Raw genomic sequence first — 19828 nt, forward strand, 5'->3', positions numbered from 1 at the left:
CCGGGACCACCGAGGTGGCCTTCAAACCCATGGATGCACGTATTTCCCCGCAAGTATCGTTGTTCACTAGTCGCCACGCGTCACCAAACCCGCAGGCCATAAGTAAATTTACTTAGCGTCATGCGAAAGCGCGCCACGATCCGTCAACATCATGAGGCGTTAAAGTAAGTCTGCACTTGTAGAGTGCGCCTGTCCGCTCCCGTTGCTCGTGTGCATGACCTGAAGCAACATCCTTTGCTGCGCAAGTCGTCTGGTCGAGTCGACAATGAGGCGATTCCTGACATATCGAGCCATGCTGTTGGCGAGCGTCTTCTGCTTCCTGCTTCATGCGGGCATCGTGTCCGCTCAGGATCTGGAGCCGCGAACCTATTCCGCCTCGCCTATCGGCACGAATTTCATCGGCGTCGGCTACACCCGCCTGACCGGTGACGTCCTGACCGACCCATCGCTACCCATCACCAACGTCCAGGCCACGATCAACGCGTCTGCGCTCAGCTATGTACGCAGCTTCGGCGTGGCCGGCCACTCGGCATCACTGGGCATCGCCCTTCCCTATGTCGACGGCAACCTGAGCGGCAACGTGATCGACGCCCCGACCGCCATCAACCGCTCCGGCATGGGTGATCTGAAGTTGCGCTTCGGCTTCAATCTCATCGGCAGTCCTGCCTTGACTCCGGAGGAGTTCGCACGCCGGGCGCCCACGGCCTCGCTTGGCGTGAGCTTGACGATTTCCGCACCGACGGGCCAATACATGCCGGACCGACTCGTCAATATCAGCACCAACCGGTGGTCGTTCAAACCGGAGATCGGCATCTCCAAACCCATGGGTAACTGGTTCCTCGAGGCGTCGGCCGGTGTTTACTTTTTCACCACGAACGACAACTTCTACGGGGGCAGCGTACGCAGCCAGGATCCGCTGGCGACAGTGCAGCTGCATGGTGGCTACACCTTCCGCCCAGGGCTCTGGATCGCTGGCGATGTCGGCTACGTCGATGGCGGAGGCACGACCCTCAATGGCGTCTCCAAACAGGACCGGCAATCGAACGCGCGCTATGGCCTCACCTGTTCGGCGCCTCTCGCCCGTGGCTGGTCGGCCAAGCTTGCGTTGTCGAATGGCCTGGTGACGCGCATCGGTGGCAACTACAAATCCATTACCTTTGCCGTGCAATACCGCTGGTTTGATCGCTGACGTGGCCATGGCGGTGTTTGATTTCCTCGTGGGCGAGACATATATTAGTAATATCGAATATATGAATATGTTTGGGTGGGCTTATGCATCCCTGGATGCTCTCGACGCTTGGCGGCGTGCTGATTGGCGTGTCGGCGGTGATGCTGATGGGCACGCTCGGCCGTGTCGCCGGCATCAGCGGCATCGCCAGCGGCCTGCTGGACGGCGCCGCAACGGGCGATCGGGGCTGGCGTGTGGCCTTCGTGCTGGGACTGGTCGCGGCGCCTTTATTGCTGCTGTGGTGGCGAGGCGACGCCGGTATCGGGGCGCCGCAAGTCGGCTGGCCGCTGATGGCTGTGGCGGGCTTGTTGGTTGGCTTCGGCACGCGCCTGGGTAGCGGTTGCACCAGTGGCCATGGCGTGTGCGGCATGGCCCGGCTGTCGCCGCGCTCCCTGCTGGCGACCGTCGTATTCATGCTGTTTGGCGTGGTCACGGTGTTCGTGGTGCGCCACCTGCTGGGAGGTTTGAGCGCATGAGACTGGCGATGGCGTTGCTGGCGGGGCTGCTGTTCGGACTGGGCTTGAGCCTGGCTGGCATGACGCAACCCGCCGTGGTACTGGGCTTTCTGGATCTGTTTGGCGCGTGGAATCCGCGCCTGCTGTTTGTGATGGGCGGCGCCGTGCTGACCACCGCCATCGGTTATCGATGGGTGCTGCGTCGCGGCCAACCGCTGCTGGAGCCCACCTTCAAACTACCGACGGCGCGCCAGATCGACCGACGCCTGATCATCGGCGCGGCTCTGTTTGGCATCGGCTGGGGTTTGGCCGGCTATTGTCCGGGTCCTGCCTTGGCCTCGATCGGCGGTGGCGTTGCCTCGGTGTTGTTGCTGGTGGCGACCATGGCCCTGGGTTGGTGGCTGGCAATGCAGTGGCCGGCGCAGGCCCGCTCAACGGATACGCAATGAGATCGACAACATGAAACGTCCCGAGGTAAAGGCCTTCTTCGACGAGCCGACCAACACCTTCAGCTATGTGACCTGGGATCCCGCCACGCGCGCGGCGGCGGTGATCGACAGCGTGCTCGACTACGACGCGGCGTCCGGTCGTACGCGCCACGATTCGGCCGATGCGATGGTCGATTTCGTCAAGGCGCAGGGCCTCACCGTGGCATGGGTTATCGATACCCACGTGCATGCCGACCATCTCTCGGCCTCGACGTACGTGCAGTCGTGCCTTGGCGGCAGGTTGGGCATTGGCGATCAAATTCGCCTGGTGCAGGACACGTTTGGACGATTGTTCAACGTAGGGTCCGGGTTCCCGCGTGACGGCAGCCAGTTCGATCACTTGTTCAAGCACGGCGAGCGTTATCGACTGGGCGATATCGAGGCCGTCGCGCTGCATACGCCGGGCCATACGTCGGCGTGCATGACGCATGTCATCGGCGATGCGGCGTTTGTCGGCGATACGCTGTTCATGCCCGACTTCGGTACCGCCCGCTGCGATTTCCCCGGTGGCGATGCGCGCACGCTCTACCACTCGATCCAACGCATCTTCGCGTTGCCCGACGAGACGCGCATCTTCCTTTGCCATGACTACAGGGCGCCGGGCCGTGATGTCTTTGTTCATGAAACGACGGTCGGCGAAGAACGGCGCGCGAATATCCATGTGCACGACGGTGTCGTCGAGGATGACTTCGTACGCATGCGCACGGCGCGTGACGCCACGCTGGCCATGCCCAAACTCCTGCTCCCCGCCGTGCAGGTGAATATGTGCGCCGGAAAGTTGCCGCCCGCCGAGGACAACGGCATCCGCTATCTGAAGATTCCGCTCAATGCCTTGTGATCTCATCCTCCCCTGCATAGCAAGCCTTCGCTTGTGAGCCGCTCAACCAAGCCGACGCCGGCACGGTCGCTACCCACGCGTAGCCGCAAGGCCACGATGTCCATGGACGCGATGGCGCGCCATGCGGACGAGGCCGTTGCCGTGCTCAAGGCGATGGGCAGCCAGCATCGCTTGATGCTGCTATGCCAACTGCTGGGGGGCGAGCGCTCGGTCAACGAGCTGGCCGATGCGCTGGAGCTGGCGCAGAGCGTGGTGTCGCAGCACCTATCGCTGCTGCGACGTGATGGCCTGGTGGCGGGCCGTCGTGAAGGACAGTCCATCTACTATGACATCCGCGATGAGCGGGTTCGGGCCCTGATGGCGAAGCTGTTCGAACTGTTCTGCGTTGACGATTGACCAGCACGGCTGGTTCCCCGGTCCCTCTCCCCGCGGGGAGAGGGTCGAGGGTAGAGGGGAGGTGCAAGGGTCAGTGATGGCGCAACGTCTTCTGGAATTCCTTGACCTGCTTGTCGGCTTCGTCGCGCGCCATGCCGTAGCGCTCTTGCAGACGGCCCGATAGATATTCCGAGTTGCCTTCGGCCACTTTCAGGTCGTCGTCAGTGAGCTTGCCCCAGTGCTGCTTGATCTGGCCGCTGAGTTGCTTCCACTGGCCCTGAATGGTGTCTTGGTTCATGACAATACCTCGTTGCGGTTTCGTAGGGATGCAATGCGCATTGCGATGTCGATTCGACCAGCGCAGAGGTTAAGAATGCGTGCCATTTGCGTAGCGTGAAGTCGGGGCGATTCATGGGCGTATGGGCCCAGCTGATACGACATTCGCGTTACGTCGACATCGATGATGCGTGGATGAACAGGCGGAGGGGGAAACTTGGGTCCTGCGGGAGCGTGGCTACCCCATTGCCGATGATGTCTACTGCAGCGGGCCGGCACCGGCTCGCCTCTCAACGTCATGGAGGGTCGCGATATGGCTTCAGTACTGCAGCAAGGGGTCGGCCGCGCGGGCTGGCTGTTGGTGATCTACGGCATCATCTCGGTCCTGTTTGGGCTCAGCACCCTGATCTGGCCAGGCAAGACGGTCATCGCGCTGGCGTGGGCCTTCGGCATCATGGCCCTCGCCGAAGGCATTGCCAGCCTGTTCCAGCTGTTCAGGCGCAGCACGTCGATTTCCCGTGGCTGGGTCGCGTTATACGCGCTGGCATCGATTGTCTTCGGCCTGCTGGCCATCGTGCATCCGCTGGCCGTGGTCAGTGTATTGCTGTTGTTCCTGGCGGCGTGGCTGATCGTGGCTGGTATCTATCGCATCGTGTTTGCCATTCGCGTGCGCAAGGAGATCAAGGGCGAATGGCTGATCGCCTTGAGCGGCGTGTTCGCGATCGTGCTGGGTTTCATGTTCGTGGCCTATCCGGCGGCTGCCTTGCTGACGGTGGCGGTGTGGATTGGCGCGGCGGCGCTGGTCTACGGTGTCTTGCAGATCATGGCCGGCCTGCGCATGCGTCGCTGGAAGTCGGTGCTCTGAGCTTGTCCCGTCGCGTGGGGCTTGAAAGGAAAAGGCGCCCAAGGGCGCCTTTTCCTCATCGATCCCTTGAAGAGACGTGCGTCAGCTGCGCACTTCAAAATTTTCGCTGGCGACGGGTCTGCCGTTGAGCGAGATCACCACTTTGTACTGGCCTTCCGGCCACGCATTCGGGTTCTGCACCTTGAACGTGGTGGTGGCCGGTCCGTCGGTGGCGACGGATTCGGTGGTGCTGCTAAACGACTGGTCCTTGCCATCCACATAGCTCCAGTTGGCGCTGAGCGATGCGTGGTCGGTGTTGCCTAAGGTGGTCACGCTGGCATAGATCGCCTTGTCGGTCGGCGCAAAGCGGCGCTGCACCTTGCTGATGATATGCGAGGCATCGACGGCGCTGCCGATGGTTACCGCGGCGACCTTGATGTCATTGGCAGGTTGGACGCTCGCTGATTTGCCGCTGGTAGCAGCGGGGGCGGGCGTGTTGCCGTCCGTCGCTGGCACAGAGGCCGGTGGCGCCGGCGTTGTGGCGGCAGGTGTGGGCGCGGCCGGTACCGGAGCCGTGGCGGCGGGTGCGGCGGCCGGTGGGTTGGCTGCCTGCTCGTTCTTGCCGCACGCGCTGAGCATCAGCAGGCCGGCAAGGGTCGCGCAGTACAAAGCAGTGTTGCGTGCCTGAACGTTCATGACTGACCCCATGGCTAGTGGCGGAAAGCACACCTGGGTCGCGACGATGCAATCCTGGTGCGTGGAACAGGACTCGAGGCTAGTCCCGTGGGACTGAAGCGTTGATTACTGCGCGGCCGCCTAGACGTAATCTTCACGTCTTGAAGGGCGATCCGTGACGTTTATTGGCGTGCCCCGCGGGGATTACCTGGCATCTCCGCGCTGGTGCTGCGGTAGGGATTGATATCCAGGCCGCCGCGGCGCGTGTAGCGTGCATAGACGCTCAGCTGTTCGGGTCGGCAACGCTGCATCACGTCGACGAAGATGCGCTCCACGCATTGCTCGTGGAACTCATTGTGATTGCGGAACGACACCAGGTAGCGCAGCAGGCCAGCCGGGTCGATCGCGGCGCCACGATAACGGATCTGCACGCTGCCCCAGTCCGGCTGGCCGGTTACCGGACAGTTGGAGCGCAACAGGTTTGACACCAGCGCTTGCTCAACGACGGGTCCACCGGCATCGGCCCGCAGGTAATCTGCACGCGGCGGGCCATAGTCGTCGATCTCCAGCACGAGCTCGTCGATCAACTGGCCTTCCAGATCGATCACCGCATGGCCGCGCGCGCGCGCGTCGCTGAGGATGACCTCGACGGGCGCTCCCGCGGCCGCCGAAAGGTCACGTACCAGCGTGGCCACCAGGGTGTCGACGTCGGCCACGCGTTCCTGCGAAAAGCCGTTGAGATAGAGCTTGAACGACTTCGACTCGATGATATTGGGCGAGTCGGCCGGCACGCGGAACTCCGCCAGCGCCACCACGGGCTTGCCGCGGGCGTCCAGCCAGGACAGCTCATAGGCGTTCCAGACATCCACGCCATGGAACGGCAACGGTGCGGCGACGCCGATCTCCTCGCGCTTGGCGGTGCGTGGGATCGGAAACAGCTGGCTGGGGTCGTAGCGGTCGGCGTAAACCGTGGTTTTGCCGAGGGGAGAGTGTTCGGGAGTGCTCATGCGGCCATTCTACCGGCCCCGCGTCTCGGCCACCGTATGAAACTGCGGGCGGCGGGGGTCGAACCATGACGACTTACCTAGGTCGCCCGGGCCCTGCCATCCCTATAGTGTCCCCTGAACCTCTCACGTGGTCCGAAGGAATCCTCCCGCATGAAGAACCCCGCCTTGGCCTGCCGATTCGCGGCCGGCCTGCTCGTGGCTGGCACGCTGAGCGCGCCGGTCTTCGCCGATAGCCCGGCCGGCGGCTACGATCCGCAGGCGCTGTTCGCGCCGCTCTCGCTGCCGGACGCGGCCAATGCGTTCCGCGGCGGTGCCGGCAAGCAGGGGCCGCTGTTCTGGCAGAACCGCGCCGACTATGCGATCCAGGCCGCTATCGATCCGGCCACGCACTCGCTGCGCGGCGAGGAGACGATTACCTATACCAACCGCAGCCCGGACCCCCTCGACGTGTTGTGGCTGCAGCTGGACCAGAACATTTATCGGCGCGACTCGCGGGCCGCGCTGGGTTCGCCCCGTCCACGCACGGAAGCCACCGACGGCTACCAGATCGATGCGGTGGAGCTCGATGGCAAGCCCGTCCACTTCCTGGTCGACGACACCCGCATGCGCGTGGACCTGCCGCAGGCGCTGGCGGCTGGCGGCAAGCCACTCAAACTACATGTCCGCTACCACTACACAGTGCCGGGCCCGTGGGGCGGACGTACCGCAGTGACGCCGACCAAGAGCGGTGACATCTACGAGATCGCCCAGTGGTTCCCGCGCATGGCGGTGTACGACGATCTGCGCGGATGGGACACGCTGGCGTACCTGGGTTCGGAGTTCTATCTCGAATACGGCGACATCGATTACGCGATCACGGTGCCGTGGAACTACCTGGTGGCCGGCTCCGGCGAGCTGACCAATCCCAACGACGTGCTTACCGCCGCCCAGCGTCAGCGCCTGGCGCAGGCTGCGCAGAGCGACCACACGGTGCTGATCCGCACGCCGCAGGAAGTGACCGATCCGGCCAGCCGGCCCAAGCAGAGCGGCACGCAGACCTGGCACTTCCATATGGAGCACACGCGCGACGTCGCCTTCGCCGCGTCCCCCGCCTTCGTGTGGGACGCCGCACGCATCAACCTGCCCGAAGGCAAGCATGCGCTGGCCATGTCGGTGTATCCGGTCGAGGCGGTGGGCAAGGACAAGTGGGATCGCTCCACCGAATACCTGAAGGGTGCGGTCGAGCACTTCTCCGCCAAGTGGTTTCCGTATCCCTGGCCGGTGGCGGTGAACCTGGCCGGTCACGGCGCGGGCATGGAGTATCCAGGCATCGTGTTCGACGGCATCGAGGACAGCGGCCCGATGCTGTTCTGGATCAGTGCGCACGAAATCGGCCACACCTGGTTCCCGATGATCGTGGGCTCCAACGAGCGCCGCAACGCGTTCATGGACGAAGGCTTCAACACCTTCATCGACATCTACGCCTCCGATGCCTTCAACCACGGCGAATACGCGCCCAAGCGCGACAGCGAGTACGCGCCCAAGGGCGGCAACCCGGTGGACGAGATCCTGCCGCTGCTGGCGGATGCGCAGGCACCCACCTTGATGGCGCCAGCCGATTCCGTGGCCGAGAAGTACCGCCACTCGGTGAGCTACTTCAAGGGCGCCCTGGGTCTGGTGCTGCTACGCGAGCAGATTCTCGGCCCCGAGCGTTTCGATCCGGCTTTCCGCAAGTACATTGCCACCTGGGCCTACCATCACCCCACGCCATCGGATTTCTTCCGCTTCATGAGCAGCGAGACGGGTGAAGACCTCGCCTGGTGGTGGCGCGGCTGGTACCTCAATAACTGGCAGCTCGACCTGGGCGTGAGCAGTGCCTCCTACGTGGACAAGGATCCGGCCAGAGGCGTGACCATCACCTTTGCCAGCAAACAGAAGCTGGTGATGCCCGCCACCTTGCGTATTGATTTTGTCGATGGCAGTCATCGGGATGTTCGCGTACCGGTGGAGATCTGGCGACAGAGCGGCAGCCCGAGCCTGACCTTGAACACCAGCACGCGCATCAAGCAGCTGACGCTGGATCCGGACCACAAGCTGCCGGACGCCGATCGCAGCAATAACAGCTTTGCGATGCCGTGAGGATGCTTCTAACTGTGCCAGAAATGTTTTGACCCTCCTCACCGTCATCCCAGCGAAAGCTGGGATCCAGTGCCTTCCGTGCAAAGCAAAGTCGCTGGATCCCAGCTTTCGCTGGGATGACGATTCATTGGAATGGTAGACAGGTTCCTACCGCCACACTCTGTGCCAACCCGAGAAAAAGACAACGTGACGATCCAGACCTTCCATACCCGCCCACGACTTCGCGCGTTGTCACTCGTCACACTGCTTACCCTGGGGCTGGTATCCACGGCCCAGGCAGGCACGCCCGACGAAACGCGTTGGCAGACCCAAGCGAAAGCCATCACCATCACGCGCGACGACTGGGGCATCGCCCACGTCCACGGCAAGACCGACGCCGATGCGGTATTCGGCATGGCTTATGCGCAGGCCGAGGACGATTTCAATCGCGTCGAGACCAATTACCTCAACGCGATGGGCCGCCTGGCCGAGGCGGAAGGCGAGTCAGCGATCTGGTCCGACCTGCGCATGAAGCTGTTTATCGACCCGGCCGAGCTGCAGCGCCTATACGCCAAGAGCCCGGCTTGGCTGCAAACCTTGATGAATGCCTGGGCCGACGGCCTCAACCACTACCTGGCCACGCATCCCGACGTGCATCCGCGCGTCATCACCCATTTCGAGCCGTGGATGGCCCTGAGTTTCAGCGAGGGCAGCATCGGCGGCGATATCGAGCGCGTATCGCTCAATGACCTGCAGGCCTTCTACGGCCATGCTGGCGAGCCGGTGGCGAGCATCGACACGCCGTCGAGCTGGGTCGAGCCGACCGGTTCCAACGGTTTCGCCATTGCGCCCAAGCTCACCGCCAACGGCCATGCGCTGCTGTGGATCAATCCGCATACCTCGTTCTTCTTCCGCTCCGAACTGCAGATGACCAGTGACGCGGGCCTGGATGTCTATGGCGCGGCGACCTGGGGGCAGTTCTTCATCTACCAGGGCTTCAACCATCACATCGGCTGGATGCATACCTCCACCACCGCCGACGTGGTCGATGAGTTTGCCGAGACGATCGCGCACAGGAATGGCCAGCTGTTCTATCAGTACGGTACGGAGTCGCGGCCGGTGACCACGCGTCAGGTCAGCGTGCCTTACCGCAAGGCGGACGGCACCGTGGCCCAGCGGTCGTTCACCGTGTATGCCACGCATCACGGTCCGATCGTGGGCGAGAAGGAAGGCAAGTGGATCGCCACCGCGCTGATGAACAAGCCCTTGGAAGCGTTGGAGCAGAGTTGGCTACGCACCAAGGCCAGCGACTTCGCCAGCTTCATGAAGGTGGCCGAGTTGAAGGCGAACTCGTCGAACAACACGATCTTCGCCGACGACAAGGGCGAGATCGCCTATCTGCACCCGCAGTTCATTCCCAAGCGCGACAATCGCTTTGACTACACCAAGCCGGTGGATGGCAGCGATCCGGCCACCGATTGGCAGGGGCTGCACGCGCTCAACGAGGCGCCGCACCTGCTCAATCCGCCGAACGGCTGGATCATGAATACCAACAACTGGCCGTATTCCGCCGCCGGCGCGTACAGCCCGAAACGCGAAGACTATCCGCGCTATATGGACAGCGTGGGCGAGAACCCACGCGGCATTCATGCGACGATGGTGCTTAGCGACAAGAGGGATTTCACCACATCGTCGCTGATCACGGCGGCGTTCGACTCGTACCTTCCCGCATTCGCACGCCAGATCCCCGTGCTCGTGGCCGATTACGATGCGTTGCCGGCCAGCGATCCGCTAAAGCAGAAGCTGGCGGGACAGATCGCGTTGTTGCGCCACTGGGACTACCGCTGGGGCATCGCCTCGATGCCTACCACGCTGGCCGTGTTCTGGGGCGACATCCTATGGGACAAGGTCGACAAGTCCGATGTTGCCGAAGGCCTCTCTGTCTACGACATCATGGCGCAGAAAGCCGGCGCGAAGGCGCGCCTCGAAGCCCTGGTCGAAGCCTCCGATCGTCTGGAGAAGGATTTCGGCAGCTGGGGCGTTTCCTGGGGTGAAGTGAATCGCTACCAACGCATCAATGGCGACATCGTGCAGCCCTTCAACGACGCCAAGCCCAGCATCCCGGTGCCGTTCACGTCATCGCGCTGGGGCTCGCTCGCGTCCTTTGGCGCTCATCGTTGGCCCGGCACGAAACGCTATTACGGCACCGGCGGCAACAGCTTCGTCGCCGTAGTCGAATTCGGCGACAAGGTCCACGCCCGCGCAATTTCGGTCGGCGGCGAAAGCGGCCATCCGGAGTCCCCGCATTTCGACGACCAGGGCGAGCGCTATACGACGGGCAACCTGCGTGCGGTTTATTTCTGGCCGGAGGATCTCAAGGGGCATACCGGGCGCGTCTACCATCCGGGAGAATAATGATAGATGCGCTGACGTGACGGACAAACCCGTAGGCTTTCGTCAGCGCATATTCGCCGCACATGTTCAGGGGGAATGTGATGCACCGTTCAACAGCACTCGTGGTCGGCATGACCACAATGATCTTCGCTACCTGCGCGATGCCGCAGGTATTGAAGAAAGGCGTGGACGCTCTTGACGCTGGCGACTATGCCGCAGCGCTCCAGGAGTTTCGTCCGCTCGCCGAGCAAGGCAACGCCCAGGCTCAATTTCGCTTGGGGCGGATGTACGAGTACGGCCAGGGTGTTCCGCAAGACCAGGGGCAGGCGGCCGAGCTCTTCCGCAAATCGGCCGCACAAGGCGATGCCGATGGCATCAACAGTCTTGGCGGTGCCTTTGAAGAAGGACGGGGCGTTCCCCATGACCTGCCACAAGCGGTGGCGCTCTACAGAAAATCGGCCGCAAAAGGGAATGCGAAAGCAGAGTACAACCTTGGGCGCGCTTACGAGCACGGCCGTACGGTCCCGCTGGACTATGCCCAGGCGGCCGCCTGGTATCTCAAATCGGCCAAGCAGGATTACGCGCTGGCCGAATACAACCTGGCATTGATTTACGAACAAGGTCGCGGCGTCGCCGTGGACAAGGCGAAAGCGGCGTTCTGGTATGGCAAGGCCGGGGCCCAGGGCAGCCTGGACTCACTCAATAATCTGGGCGCCCTTTATGAGGACGGTGAGGGCGTGCCGCGCAATATCAACAAGTCCATCGAGCTGCGAACGAAGGCCGCCATGGGCGGGGCGCTATATGCCCAACGCTATCTCGCGCACCTATACGAAGAGGGTGTCGAGGTGCCGCAGGATTATGGAAAGGCGGTCCAGTGGTATACCGAGGCAGCGGAGACAGGGGATGCCGAAGCGCAGTACGACCTGGCCATGTTGTACCAAGATGGCAAGGGCGTGCCACAGGACTACGCCAAGGCCATGACGCTCTATAGCAATGCCGCCAACCAAGGCCATGTGGGCGCCATTAACAGCCTCGGCATGATGTACAACCTCGCGCTGGGTGTGCCGAGGGACCCTGAGCGTGCAACGGCCTTGTTCCTGGCAGCTGGCGAGCAGAAGAGCGCTTACGCGCTGCTCAATCTCTCTGCGATGTATGCCAACGGCGACGTGAGGTTCAATCAAGTGGTCGCCTATGCACTTGCCGATGCTTCGGCGGCACTGGATGCGCAAATCCGAGCCAAGGCGGCGAATCAACGCAATCAAATCCGCGCCGGCCTGAGCCTCATGCAGATCACGTACGGTGACACGTTGAGTCGACGGATCTTGCAGGTAGGTGTCACGATTGCCCTGGCTGAATACGAGAATGCCGGTCTGAATCGGGCGAACTGAGAAAGGTCGGCGGCAACTGGCCGCGTCTCATCAGTTCACCGCCCTCACCAGCTTGAGCACATCGGCAGGTCGGCCAGCTGCTTCACCGCGGCCTCCGACTATGCCAATGGCTTGGTGTTCACCCACCCGGTGCGCAAACCCCATGTAGAAGCGCACCCTGTGCGCGAAAAACCTACGGAGCGGTGACGCTGAAGCGCCTATCGCGCACAGGGTGCGCTCCTACAAAAGTGGCGTCGTAGTTTGCCAGGTCACGCTGAGCGCGATCGTCTTCAGCCGTGGCGCATGCTCGCCATCAGGTCGGCCAGCTGCTTGACCGCGGCCTCTGACGCCGTGCGATCCGGCGTGACATCGCTGTTGTTGAAATTGCCGGTTTCACCGAATGACTGCACCATAAGGCCGTCGCTACGCGGCACGACACTGAGGTTTTTGGTGGACAGTCCATAAGTAACCTCAGGCTGGGGAATCAGTCGCGCGGTCTGGCCGCGCACGGGAATGACCGATTCATCCTTGAACAAAGCCCGTGCCCCATAGCCGGTGGCGTTGATCAGGGTGGCCTCGGGCAGGGCCAGCAGCTCCCGCGGATGCTCGAATTCGCGCACCTCGATCTTGCCGCCGGCGGCGAGGAAGTCCGCCATCAGCATGCGGGCGTACGTGCTGATGTTGAACATCATGGTCGTGTAGCGACGCACATAGGGCTGGGGAAACGGGTGGCTGCCCGGCGCCAGGTCCACGGAGCGCGGAGTCAGGTCGCGCACGCGCTCGTGGAAATCCCCGTACTCGGGCTCGTCGGCAATATCCGTGTGGGACTGGCCAGCCGGCGTATCGGACAGCGTATAGCCCTCGATCCATTCGATGGGTCTGCCAGGCACCCCGAGCAGGCTCTGGTACATGGCGTGCGAGATGCGAGCCATCTCCTCCCAGCGCTCGGCAAACGCCGGGGCATGCTCGGCGTCGCAGATGCGCGAGTCGGGCGTCCATAGTCCGGAGGCGCGCATCGAGTACACATCGGGCGGCAAGGCCTTGGCATAGATACGCACCGACATGCCGGCGCGTTGTGCCACCAGGGCCGAGGTGAGGCCCAGCGCACCACAGCCGATCACGCCCAGCTCGCGCACGTGGGTGGTCTGCGCCAGGCGCACGGCCAAGGTGCTCGAACCCCATGACAACGACCAGCCGCTGCCGCCATGCCCATAGTTGTGCACGATCGCTTTATGGCCCAGCCGTTCCAGCTCGATGCGGGGGCCTGCCGCGCGGAACGGGCGGGTGCACACATACACGCCGGTGATCCGATCCGCCTTCGCCTTGATCGGTGCAAGCTCCACGCCGTCCGCAAGAAGACGTACGGACGTGGGCGCGAGGGCGCCGGCCGGGCTCGTCGGAGCGACCGACTGTTTCGTACAGGCCGCCAACCCGGCCGTGGAAGCTACTGCCAGTGTGGCGCCAGCCTGACGCAAGAAGTGACGTCGCTGCACGATGGTTCCCCGAGCTTGGATGAGTGAATGGAGCTCCCATCCCGGAGGAATCGGAGGCACTAGCGGCTACTTCTTATCGAACCCTCCTTCCAAAATCAAATCAGTAAGTCAGTTGCGTGGATGATTTCAGGTCGTGGGCAGAATTCGCCCTGGTTTTCGCCGTGCCCTGGCCTTGACGCGCCACTTTCACGACAAGGCGGATAATCCGCGTGGATTGGCTATCATTCGCCGCAGCCTACGCCGAGATTCGCCCATGAACCCCTCCGATCACGATTTCGATGCCGAACACGACTTCGACGAAGGCGAGGAAGACGACAACTCGGTCGAGGCCAGCGTCTGGCAGTTGCTGCAGCTGATCAACCCCGGCGACGAAGAGCTGGCGCTGCAGCAGTTCGCGGATTATCGCGATGCCGTTGCCCACCAGGACGAGGAAGATGTCGATCCGGTGGAAATCATCTCCCGCGTTATCGACTGGCGCTCGGGCTTTGTTGTCGACGGGAACGATACGCGGGCGCTGGTACAGGCCATCGATGAGCTGGCCTCGCGCTGGAATCTCTCCATCGACTGGAACGGCGACCCGGACGATGATGACTTTCATGCCGACATCGATGCCGCATCGTTGTTCGCCACGGCCTACGATCGCCTCAACGAACATGGCTACACCTTGTGGGCGCGCGAAACCGACAACGACAGCTACGCCGGCTGGATCACCCTGACCCGCGATAACGAGCCATTGCGCGAGCTGGCGACCGTGCTCGGCATCAATATGCGACTGGGCATCGACGTGACTTGAATGCGCGCGAGCGGCCGAGCGCGCCGTGATCGGCTTGCATACGCGCGTCTCGGAATGGCTGGGCCTGGGGCTGCTTCAGGTCGGGGCGCTGATCATCGTAGGCGCCACCCAATGCTCCTACCGCAATCGTCGCGCCATCGAGGTTGCCGACAGCTCACCCTACGGCGACTCCTGGATCGCGCGCGTCATGTCCGGGCTGCTAATCATCATGGCGCTGTTTCTGATCCTCTATGTCGCCCGGCAAATTGCCGCGCTTAGTTAGCCACGGAGCTGGGCAACCGAGGGACGGCCATAAGGCGGTCCGGTTGCGTTATTTCTCATCACCCATCGACGCGTGGCTGCAGGATAGTCAGTCCGACCTTCTTACCCGAGCCCTATCTTCCCTAGGTCTCGATAGCGGGATGCTTGCGCCGTCAAGCAAAGACATCTGCGTAAGGCACGGCGGAGCGACGGATGGGCGCGCGTAAAGGGAGCGAAGCGCACTCTGGCTCTGGATTCGATGGCAGATCGCGTCGTAACAAGTTGCGAATACAGGGCTGTTCTTGACAGGCCAAATGCGCCTGTATAGAAGGATCCCAGCCGTGTGCAACGCGCGGTTTGCCAGGGGGAAAGTGATGGTCGCAAGGACGCAGCGAGTCGCGGTTGCCGGCTGCCCGTTTCCGGTCAGAAGTATCGAGCGAATGAGATGTCTCCGGCGAACGGCGTCAGAGCGCTGCGCATCTGTTTCTGCCATCTCCTCATACGGGGCACGCCGGGAGCAGATGAAAGCAACGCCGCCACCCAATGACTCCGAAGTGATCGGGGACGTATCACAGCTGCCAAACAGGGGATTTATGAAGCGACACTTGCTCGTTCTGATGATGCTTGCATGCACGGGCTGCGCGCCCGCAGTGACGAAGGTCAACGTCACCGACATGGCCAAGTCCGATGCGCTGCCTTTGCATGACGTGCGGCCAGCCAGCGAAAAGGAGGACAAGATCTTCAGCTTGCTGATCACGAGCAAGGAATATGGAGTCCTGCGTGCGGGAGACGCCAAGCTGTCCCCAGCGCCCGTTCGCCTGCTTCAGCATGAGGCGTTCCAGAAGTTCGCTTCGGCGGATCACGCGCCCCAGGTGACCGTCCATCACCTCGTGATCTACGAGAATATGCGATCGCAGCTACGCTCGGGAGCCATTGGCGCGGGTGTAGGTGGCGTGATTGGCGGGCTGATCGGGAACGCCGTGGCGAATCACGACTCGTCTTCCCAGACCCACATCATCGACGAAATGAGCTTCAACAGCGTGTCGGAAGAATACCTGCGCGGCCAGTACGACGCTTCGGAGAATCCGGATAAGGGGTCCGTCTTCATCATCTATGTCGATACGGATATCGACGGCAAAAAGGTCTTCACGCGCACCATCGCCTCGATGAAGCCGCATGGCGACCAAAACGCCTTTGCGGACGCGGTGCAGCTGGCCATCAAGAATCATCTTTCCCGCTACGACGCCAGCGTCACGGCTGCGGCGCCGACCGCCTCCATGACGCCGGCCGCGCTCGTGGCACCGGCGACAGCAAGCGCACCAGCCGTCCTCGCGACGTCGAGGAGCTCCCAGATGGCTTCTGCCGAAGCGGCTACGACATCGATAGCCCAGGGCGTCGCCAATCAGATGGGATGCGGACCGGTTCGCGCGAGCGGCGATTCCACCTTCGTCGCCTCTTGCGGCTCCTACGATGTCGCTATCGACTGCGATGGCGCCAAGTGCCACCCGACGCACACCATGAAGGCCAATCAGTAGCCTAGAGCCCGCATCGGAGCCAAGGCGGACAAGGGGAAAACAGCGATGAGCACCACTTTTGTCGGGCGAAATCTTGATCGTGGCGCGGCTCAAGGTTGCAGATACCTGCCGCGGCCGAGGCGTGGAGAAAACGTGGCGATGTCCATGCTGCGCTTTGGTTGCCTTAGCATCAGCGTATTGCTCTCGGGCCAGGCCTGGGCCGATAGCTGCCATCTGACGAGTTACGGCACCTTGCCGGTAGAGATGGTCGACTATCGCGCCACGACCATGGTGAAGATCAATGGCAGCAATACGCGTTTCATTCTCGACACGGGGGGGTTCTTCAACTCCATGTCGAGTGCCAACGCGTCGTCGCTGGGACTTAAGTTGGAACCTGCGCCATTTGGCTACCGCATCGGTGGCGTTGGAGGCGTTGCTAACGTCCAGCAAGCGCACGTCAAGGAATTCGGCATCCTCGATACGACGATCAAGAATGTTGATTTCATTGTCGGCGGTACCGACGTCGGCGATGGATTGCTTGGTGCCAACCTGCTCGATTTCGGCGATCTGGAAATCGATCTCGCCCAGGGAAAATTGACGATGTTCAAGACAGAGCACTGCGAAAAGGCGTCGCTGGCGTATTGGGTGAAGGATGGAAACTACAATATCGCCGATATCGAGCCCGCCGAAAACGCGTTCGACCGACGCACATTTTTCACCGTGACGATCAATGGCAGGAAGGTGCGAGCGGTGCTTGATTCGGGGGCGCCTGCCACCCTGCTAAGTCGTGATGCTGCGGAGCGGGCCGGCATCAATCTTAATGCGCCCGATGTGAAGGCCGGCAGTAGCACCTACGGCATTGGTGCCAAGCAGGTCAAGACATGGACGGCGAACATTGATTCGTTCTCTGTGGGTTCGGAAACGATCCAGCACAGTCAAATGCAGGTGATGGACGGAAAATTTGGCGACAAAACCGAGATGTTGCTCGGCATGGATTTTCTCCTCGCCCATCATATGTTCATTGCCAACAGCAAGAAGAAAGCCTATTTCACTTATAACGGGGGGCGCGTGTTCATTTTGGCCGCGGCGCCGAGCGACAGCGACAAATCCGATGCCGGCACGGCTTCGGACGGAAACGGCGCCGCGGCCAAGAGCGCGGGCGATTACGCATTACTAGGCCAGGCGCACCTGTCCCGCGGTGAACCGCACGCTGCCGTAGCCGATCTTGACCAGGCGATCCGCATGGCGCCTGATCAGGCCGCCTACTATGCCGCCCGTGCGAGGGCACATGAGGCGGACAAGCAGCCCGATGCCGCGCTCGGCGATTTGGACAGGTCCTTGAGTCTGGATCCGAAGAACGTCGATGCCCTGCTGATGCGCGCCGAACTGCGCTTCACACAGAAGGATCGCACGGGTGCCGCTGTTGATGTGGCGGCCGCAAGCGTGGTGGCACCTTCGGGATCTTCGCGAGCCCGTTCGGTTGCCGCCCTTTACATTCAACTCGATCAACCCGCGGCGGCGTTGCCGATACTCGACGATTGGATTCGCCTGCATAGCGCCGATGCCTTGCTCGGCTCCGTACTCAACGAACGCTGTTGGGCGCGTAGCCTGAGCAATCAGATGCTCGACGATGCCTTGAAGGATTGCCGCAAGGCGATCAAGCGCGATGGCGAAAGCGCGGCCTATCTCGACAGCCTCGGCTTGGTTGAGTTACGGCTAGGGAACTATCCAGAGTCAATCAAGGCTTACGAGCAAGCCATCGCGAAAAACGCGAATTCCGCGTGGTCGCGCTACGGCCTTGGCTTGGCCAAGATCCGCGCTGGCCAGACGGACGCGGGCAATGCCGATCTGGTCACCGCGCGCTCAATAGATCCACAAATCGCAACACGTGCCACCCAGTATGGCTTGACCGCGGCGGGGCCATAGGGGGAATACCGCTCGCACGGAAATGTTCAATCGGCCGAGTTGGGCTCTTCGGCGAGAATGAACATTCTGCCCTAGGACTGGCGAATGCCCGCGTCCAATCCGAAGCGGACGCAGCATTGCTCATCGCTCTAACCATGGATCAAAGAATGTCGGGGAACATATGCCAGTCAATGTGATTCAGAGACGGCTTCTCTACTTTGGGCTTGCCCTGATGGTTGTGGGAACGATCGTCAGGATTGCCGGCCACTGAGCTTTGATCTGCGATGCGGGATGCTTGCAACAGGGGAGGAGTCCAGATACGGACAACTTCGTTGTCTTAGTCTTCACGAGTCAACAGCAACGATTCACCGCTGGGGGGGCGAACTCGGAGGGTAGTGAGATGCTGTTTCCTGCGTCGTCCGCCTTTGAGATATTCGCGGCGCTAGTGGTCGCCGCGTTGATTGGCCTGGGCATCAGACGAGTGTTGCCGGAGGAGCACAAGGCCCAAGAGACGGTCCAGCTAGTTCAGCTCGTCAACGGCATGCTCGTTACCTTCGCCGCACTGATGCTCAGTCTGCTGACGGCATCCGCCAAGGCCAGTTTCGACAACGTCACGGATGATTTCCATGCATTTTCATCCGACCTGATCCAGTTGGACATTACCCTTCGATCGTACGGCGAAGAAGGTGACCAGGCGCGCGGGCTCCTGCGTTCCTATACGGCGGCGACGATTGCCTGTACCTGGCCCCATGAGAGGCCGCCGCCAGGGGATTACTACCCCAAGGACATCGATCCCAAAGATATATCGGAGAATCTGGACGATCTGCGACTCGACCAGCTGCTGAACCAGGCCGGCAGTGAGGTACGCCGATTGAACCCCTCGAATCCCTATCACCAGGCGCTGAGGAATGAGGGGATGGAACAATTTGCCCGCGCCATGAACGCCCACTGGAAGTTGATTGAGGAAGCGCATAGCTCGATCTCAGTGCCATTCTTCTTGACGCTGGCTTTCTGGTTGTTCGTCATTTTCCTGAGCTTCGGCCTGATCGCGCCACACAATGCACTCGCGCTCGTTACGATCGGGCTGGGGTCCCTTTTGCTCGCGTCCGTTGTCTATGTGATCGTCGATTTCGACACTCTCTTTCGAGGCATGATTATCGTGCCCAGTCAGCCCATGCGCGACGCATTGACCCATATGTCACTCGGAATGCGCTGACTTGGGCACCATGCGAGGCAAGCCTGTCCTTGCGGGACGCCGTCCTTACCGATCACCGAAGTCCTTGCATGGTCGCGATTCCATGGCCATCTTCGGCAAGCGCCGCATGAGGAGCTGGTTCGATCCCATCCATGCCCTCAAGGTGTCGAAGACATGCTCGACGGTCTGTCGTCGCACACGCATCGCTTCGGGCGGTTGCTCCCGGTCAGCCAGATCAGCTCGATGTTGCGCTGGGCTTCGCGCTCCAGGCGGCGACTGGACGGCGCGCGGTTGAGGCAGCCCTAGCTATACACCTTGAGCAACGTGCCGGGGTGGTAGCTGAGGCGGCCCGAGGGCGCGGGTGTGACGCCCTCAAAGCCCAGCCTGCCCAGGTCCAGTTCGTCGACGAAGACATCGATCAGCCGAACCGCGTTGTCCTCGTCGATGTCGTCCTCGAGCCGCTCCGCAAAGAGCACGCTCTCTGGTCGCTCGACACCTTCCACGAATCGCTTCATGCGATACCCCGGCTCGGTTTGACGCTAGGATGTGTCGGCTCTCTTACGGGGTGTTTTCAGACAGCTCATAGCGGACGTTAACGAACTGCTCCGACCACATTGATCTGACCAAATAGGGGGTGTGTGATC

The 19828-nt window shown here is 61.9% G+C and carries 18 protein-coding genes and 1 pseudogene; 14 read left to right on the top strand and 5 right to left on the bottom strand.

Annotated features, from left to right (window positions below):
* Positions 1-265 precede the first annotated feature (265 nt).
* The 5 genes from ACT01B_RS01605 (at position 266) to ACT01B_RS01625 (ending at position 3405) form a co-directional block, all read left to right on the top strand.
* Positions 266-1189, top strand: coding sequence for a transporter (locus ACT01B_RS01605; RefSeq protein WP_445145656.1), 924 nt, complete (start codon positions 266-268; stop codon positions 1187-1189).
* 95 nt (positions 1190-1284) lie between these two features.
* Positions 1285-1704: a YeeE/YedE family protein gene (locus ACT01B_RS01610; RefSeq protein WP_445145657.1), complete on the top strand. Its 420-nt coding sequence runs from the start codon at positions 1285-1287 to the stop codon at positions 1702-1704.
* Positions 1701-2132: a DUF6691 family protein gene (locus ACT01B_RS01615; RefSeq protein ID WP_445145658.1), complete on the top strand. Its 432-nt coding sequence runs from the start codon at positions 1701-1703 to the stop codon at positions 2130-2132. Before ACT01B_RS01610 ends, ACT01B_RS01615 begins: the two co-directional genes overlap by 4 nt.
* A gap of 10 nt (positions 2133-2142) precedes the next feature.
* Positions 2143-3009, top strand: coding sequence for an MBL fold metallo-hydrolase (locus ACT01B_RS01620; RefSeq protein ID WP_445145659.1), 867 nt, complete (start codon positions 2143-2145; stop codon positions 3007-3009).
* A gap of 33 nt (positions 3010-3042) precedes the next feature.
* Entirely contained in the window at positions 3043-3405 is a 363-nt protein-coding gene (locus ACT01B_RS01625) for an ArsR/SmtB family transcription factor (protein WP_445145660.1), read from the top strand.
* Between the two features lie 70 nt (positions 3406-3475).
* Here ACT01B_RS01625 and ACT01B_RS01630 read toward each other — a convergent pair whose 3' ends face one another.
* On the bottom strand, positions 3476-3682 hold the full coding sequence (locus tag ACT01B_RS01630; RefSeq protein WP_445145661.1) for a CsbD family protein: 207 nt from the start codon (positions 3680-3682) through the stop codon (positions 3476-3478).
* Between the two features lie 291 nt (positions 3683-3973).
* Here ACT01B_RS01630 and ACT01B_RS01635 point away from each other — a divergent pair, with 291 nt between their 5' ends.
* Positions 3974-4525, top strand: coding sequence for an HdeD family acid-resistance protein (locus ACT01B_RS01635; RefSeq protein WP_445145662.1), 552 nt, complete (start codon positions 3974-3976; stop codon positions 4523-4525).
* 81 nt (positions 4526-4606) lie between these two features.
* On the opposite strand, the gene ACT01B_RS01640 is transcribed toward ACT01B_RS01635, so the two are convergent.
* Both ACT01B_RS01640 and queF read right to left on the bottom strand, forming a co-directional pair.
* Positions 4607-5200 (bottom strand): hypothetical protein, encoded by a 594-nt coding sequence (locus ACT01B_RS01640; RefSeq protein WP_445145663.1) that lies wholly within the window; start codon positions 5198-5200, stop codon positions 4607-4609.
* Positions 5201-5361: 161 nt separating this feature from the next.
* Positions 5362-6186, bottom strand: coding sequence for an NADPH-dependent 7-cyano-7-deazaguanine reductase QueF (queF, locus tag ACT01B_RS01645; RefSeq protein ID WP_445145664.1), 825 nt, complete (start codon positions 6184-6186; stop codon positions 5362-5364).
* Between the two features lie 150 nt (positions 6187-6336).
* Between queF and ACT01B_RS01650 the strand changes: the two genes are divergently transcribed.
* The 3 genes from ACT01B_RS01650 to ACT01B_RS01660 all read left to right on the top strand — a co-directional run bounded on the left by ACT01B_RS01650 (position 6337) and on the right by ACT01B_RS01660 (position 12065).
* Positions 6337-8304, top strand: a complete 1968-nt coding sequence (locus ACT01B_RS01650) for a M1 family metallopeptidase (protein ID WP_445145665.1) — start codon at positions 6337-6339, stop codon at positions 8302-8304.
* A 186-nt stretch (positions 8305-8490) separates the two neighbouring features.
* Complete coding sequence (locus ACT01B_RS01655) at positions 8491-10698, top strand: penicillin acylase family protein (RefSeq protein WP_445145666.1); 2208 nt, start codon at positions 8491-8493, stop codon at positions 10696-10698.
* Between the two features lie 110 nt (positions 10699-10808).
* Entirely contained in the window at positions 10809-12065 is a 1257-nt protein-coding gene (locus tag ACT01B_RS01660) for a tetratricopeptide repeat protein (RefSeq protein ID WP_445147401.1), read from the top strand.
* A 269-nt stretch (positions 12066-12334) separates the two neighbouring features.
* Here the strand turns inward: ACT01B_RS01660 and ACT01B_RS01665 are convergent, their stop codons facing one another.
* Positions 12335-13537 (bottom strand): FAD-dependent oxidoreductase, encoded by a 1203-nt coding sequence (locus ACT01B_RS01665; protein ID WP_445145667.1) that lies wholly within the window; start codon positions 13535-13537, stop codon positions 12335-12337.
* A 253-nt stretch (positions 13538-13790) separates the two neighbouring features.
* Between ACT01B_RS01665 and ACT01B_RS01670 the strand changes: the two genes are divergently transcribed.
* The 5 genes from ACT01B_RS01670 (at position 13791) to ACT01B_RS01690 (ending at position 19205) form a co-directional block, all read left to right on the top strand.
* Entirely contained in the window at positions 13791-14330 is a 540-nt protein-coding gene (locus tag ACT01B_RS01670; protein ID WP_445145668.1) for a DUF6630 family protein, read from the top strand.
* Between the two features lie 25 nt (positions 14331-14355).
* Positions 14356-14592 carry a hypothetical protein gene (locus tag ACT01B_RS01675; protein ID WP_445145669.1) on the top strand — a complete coding sequence of 79 codons (237 nt, stop codon included), beginning with the start codon at positions 14356-14358 and terminating at the stop codon, positions 14590-14592.
* Between the two features lie 499 nt (positions 14593-15091).
* Complete coding sequence (locus ACT01B_RS01680) at positions 15092-16105, top strand: hypothetical protein (protein WP_445145670.1); 1014 nt, start codon at positions 15092-15094, stop codon at positions 16103-16105.
* Positions 16106-16243: 138 nt separating this feature from the next.
* Positions 16244-18010: an aspartyl protease family protein gene (locus tag ACT01B_RS01685; RefSeq protein WP_445147402.1), complete on the top strand. Its 1767-nt coding sequence runs from the start codon at positions 16244-16246 to the stop codon at positions 18008-18010.
* 379 nt (positions 18011-18389) lie between these two features.
* Entirely contained in the window at positions 18390-19205 is an 816-nt protein-coding gene (locus tag ACT01B_RS01690) for a bestrophin-like domain (protein ID WP_445145671.1), read from the top strand.
* A gap of 188 nt (positions 19206-19393) precedes the next feature.
* Here ACT01B_RS01690 and ACT01B_RS01695 read toward each other — a convergent pair.
* Positions 19394-19699, bottom strand: a pseudogene (locus ACT01B_RS01695) (transposase); the annotation flags it as partial.
* Positions 19700-19828 lie beyond the last annotated feature (129 nt).

It is taken from the genome of Dyella sp. Tek66A03 (assembly GCF_052567735.1).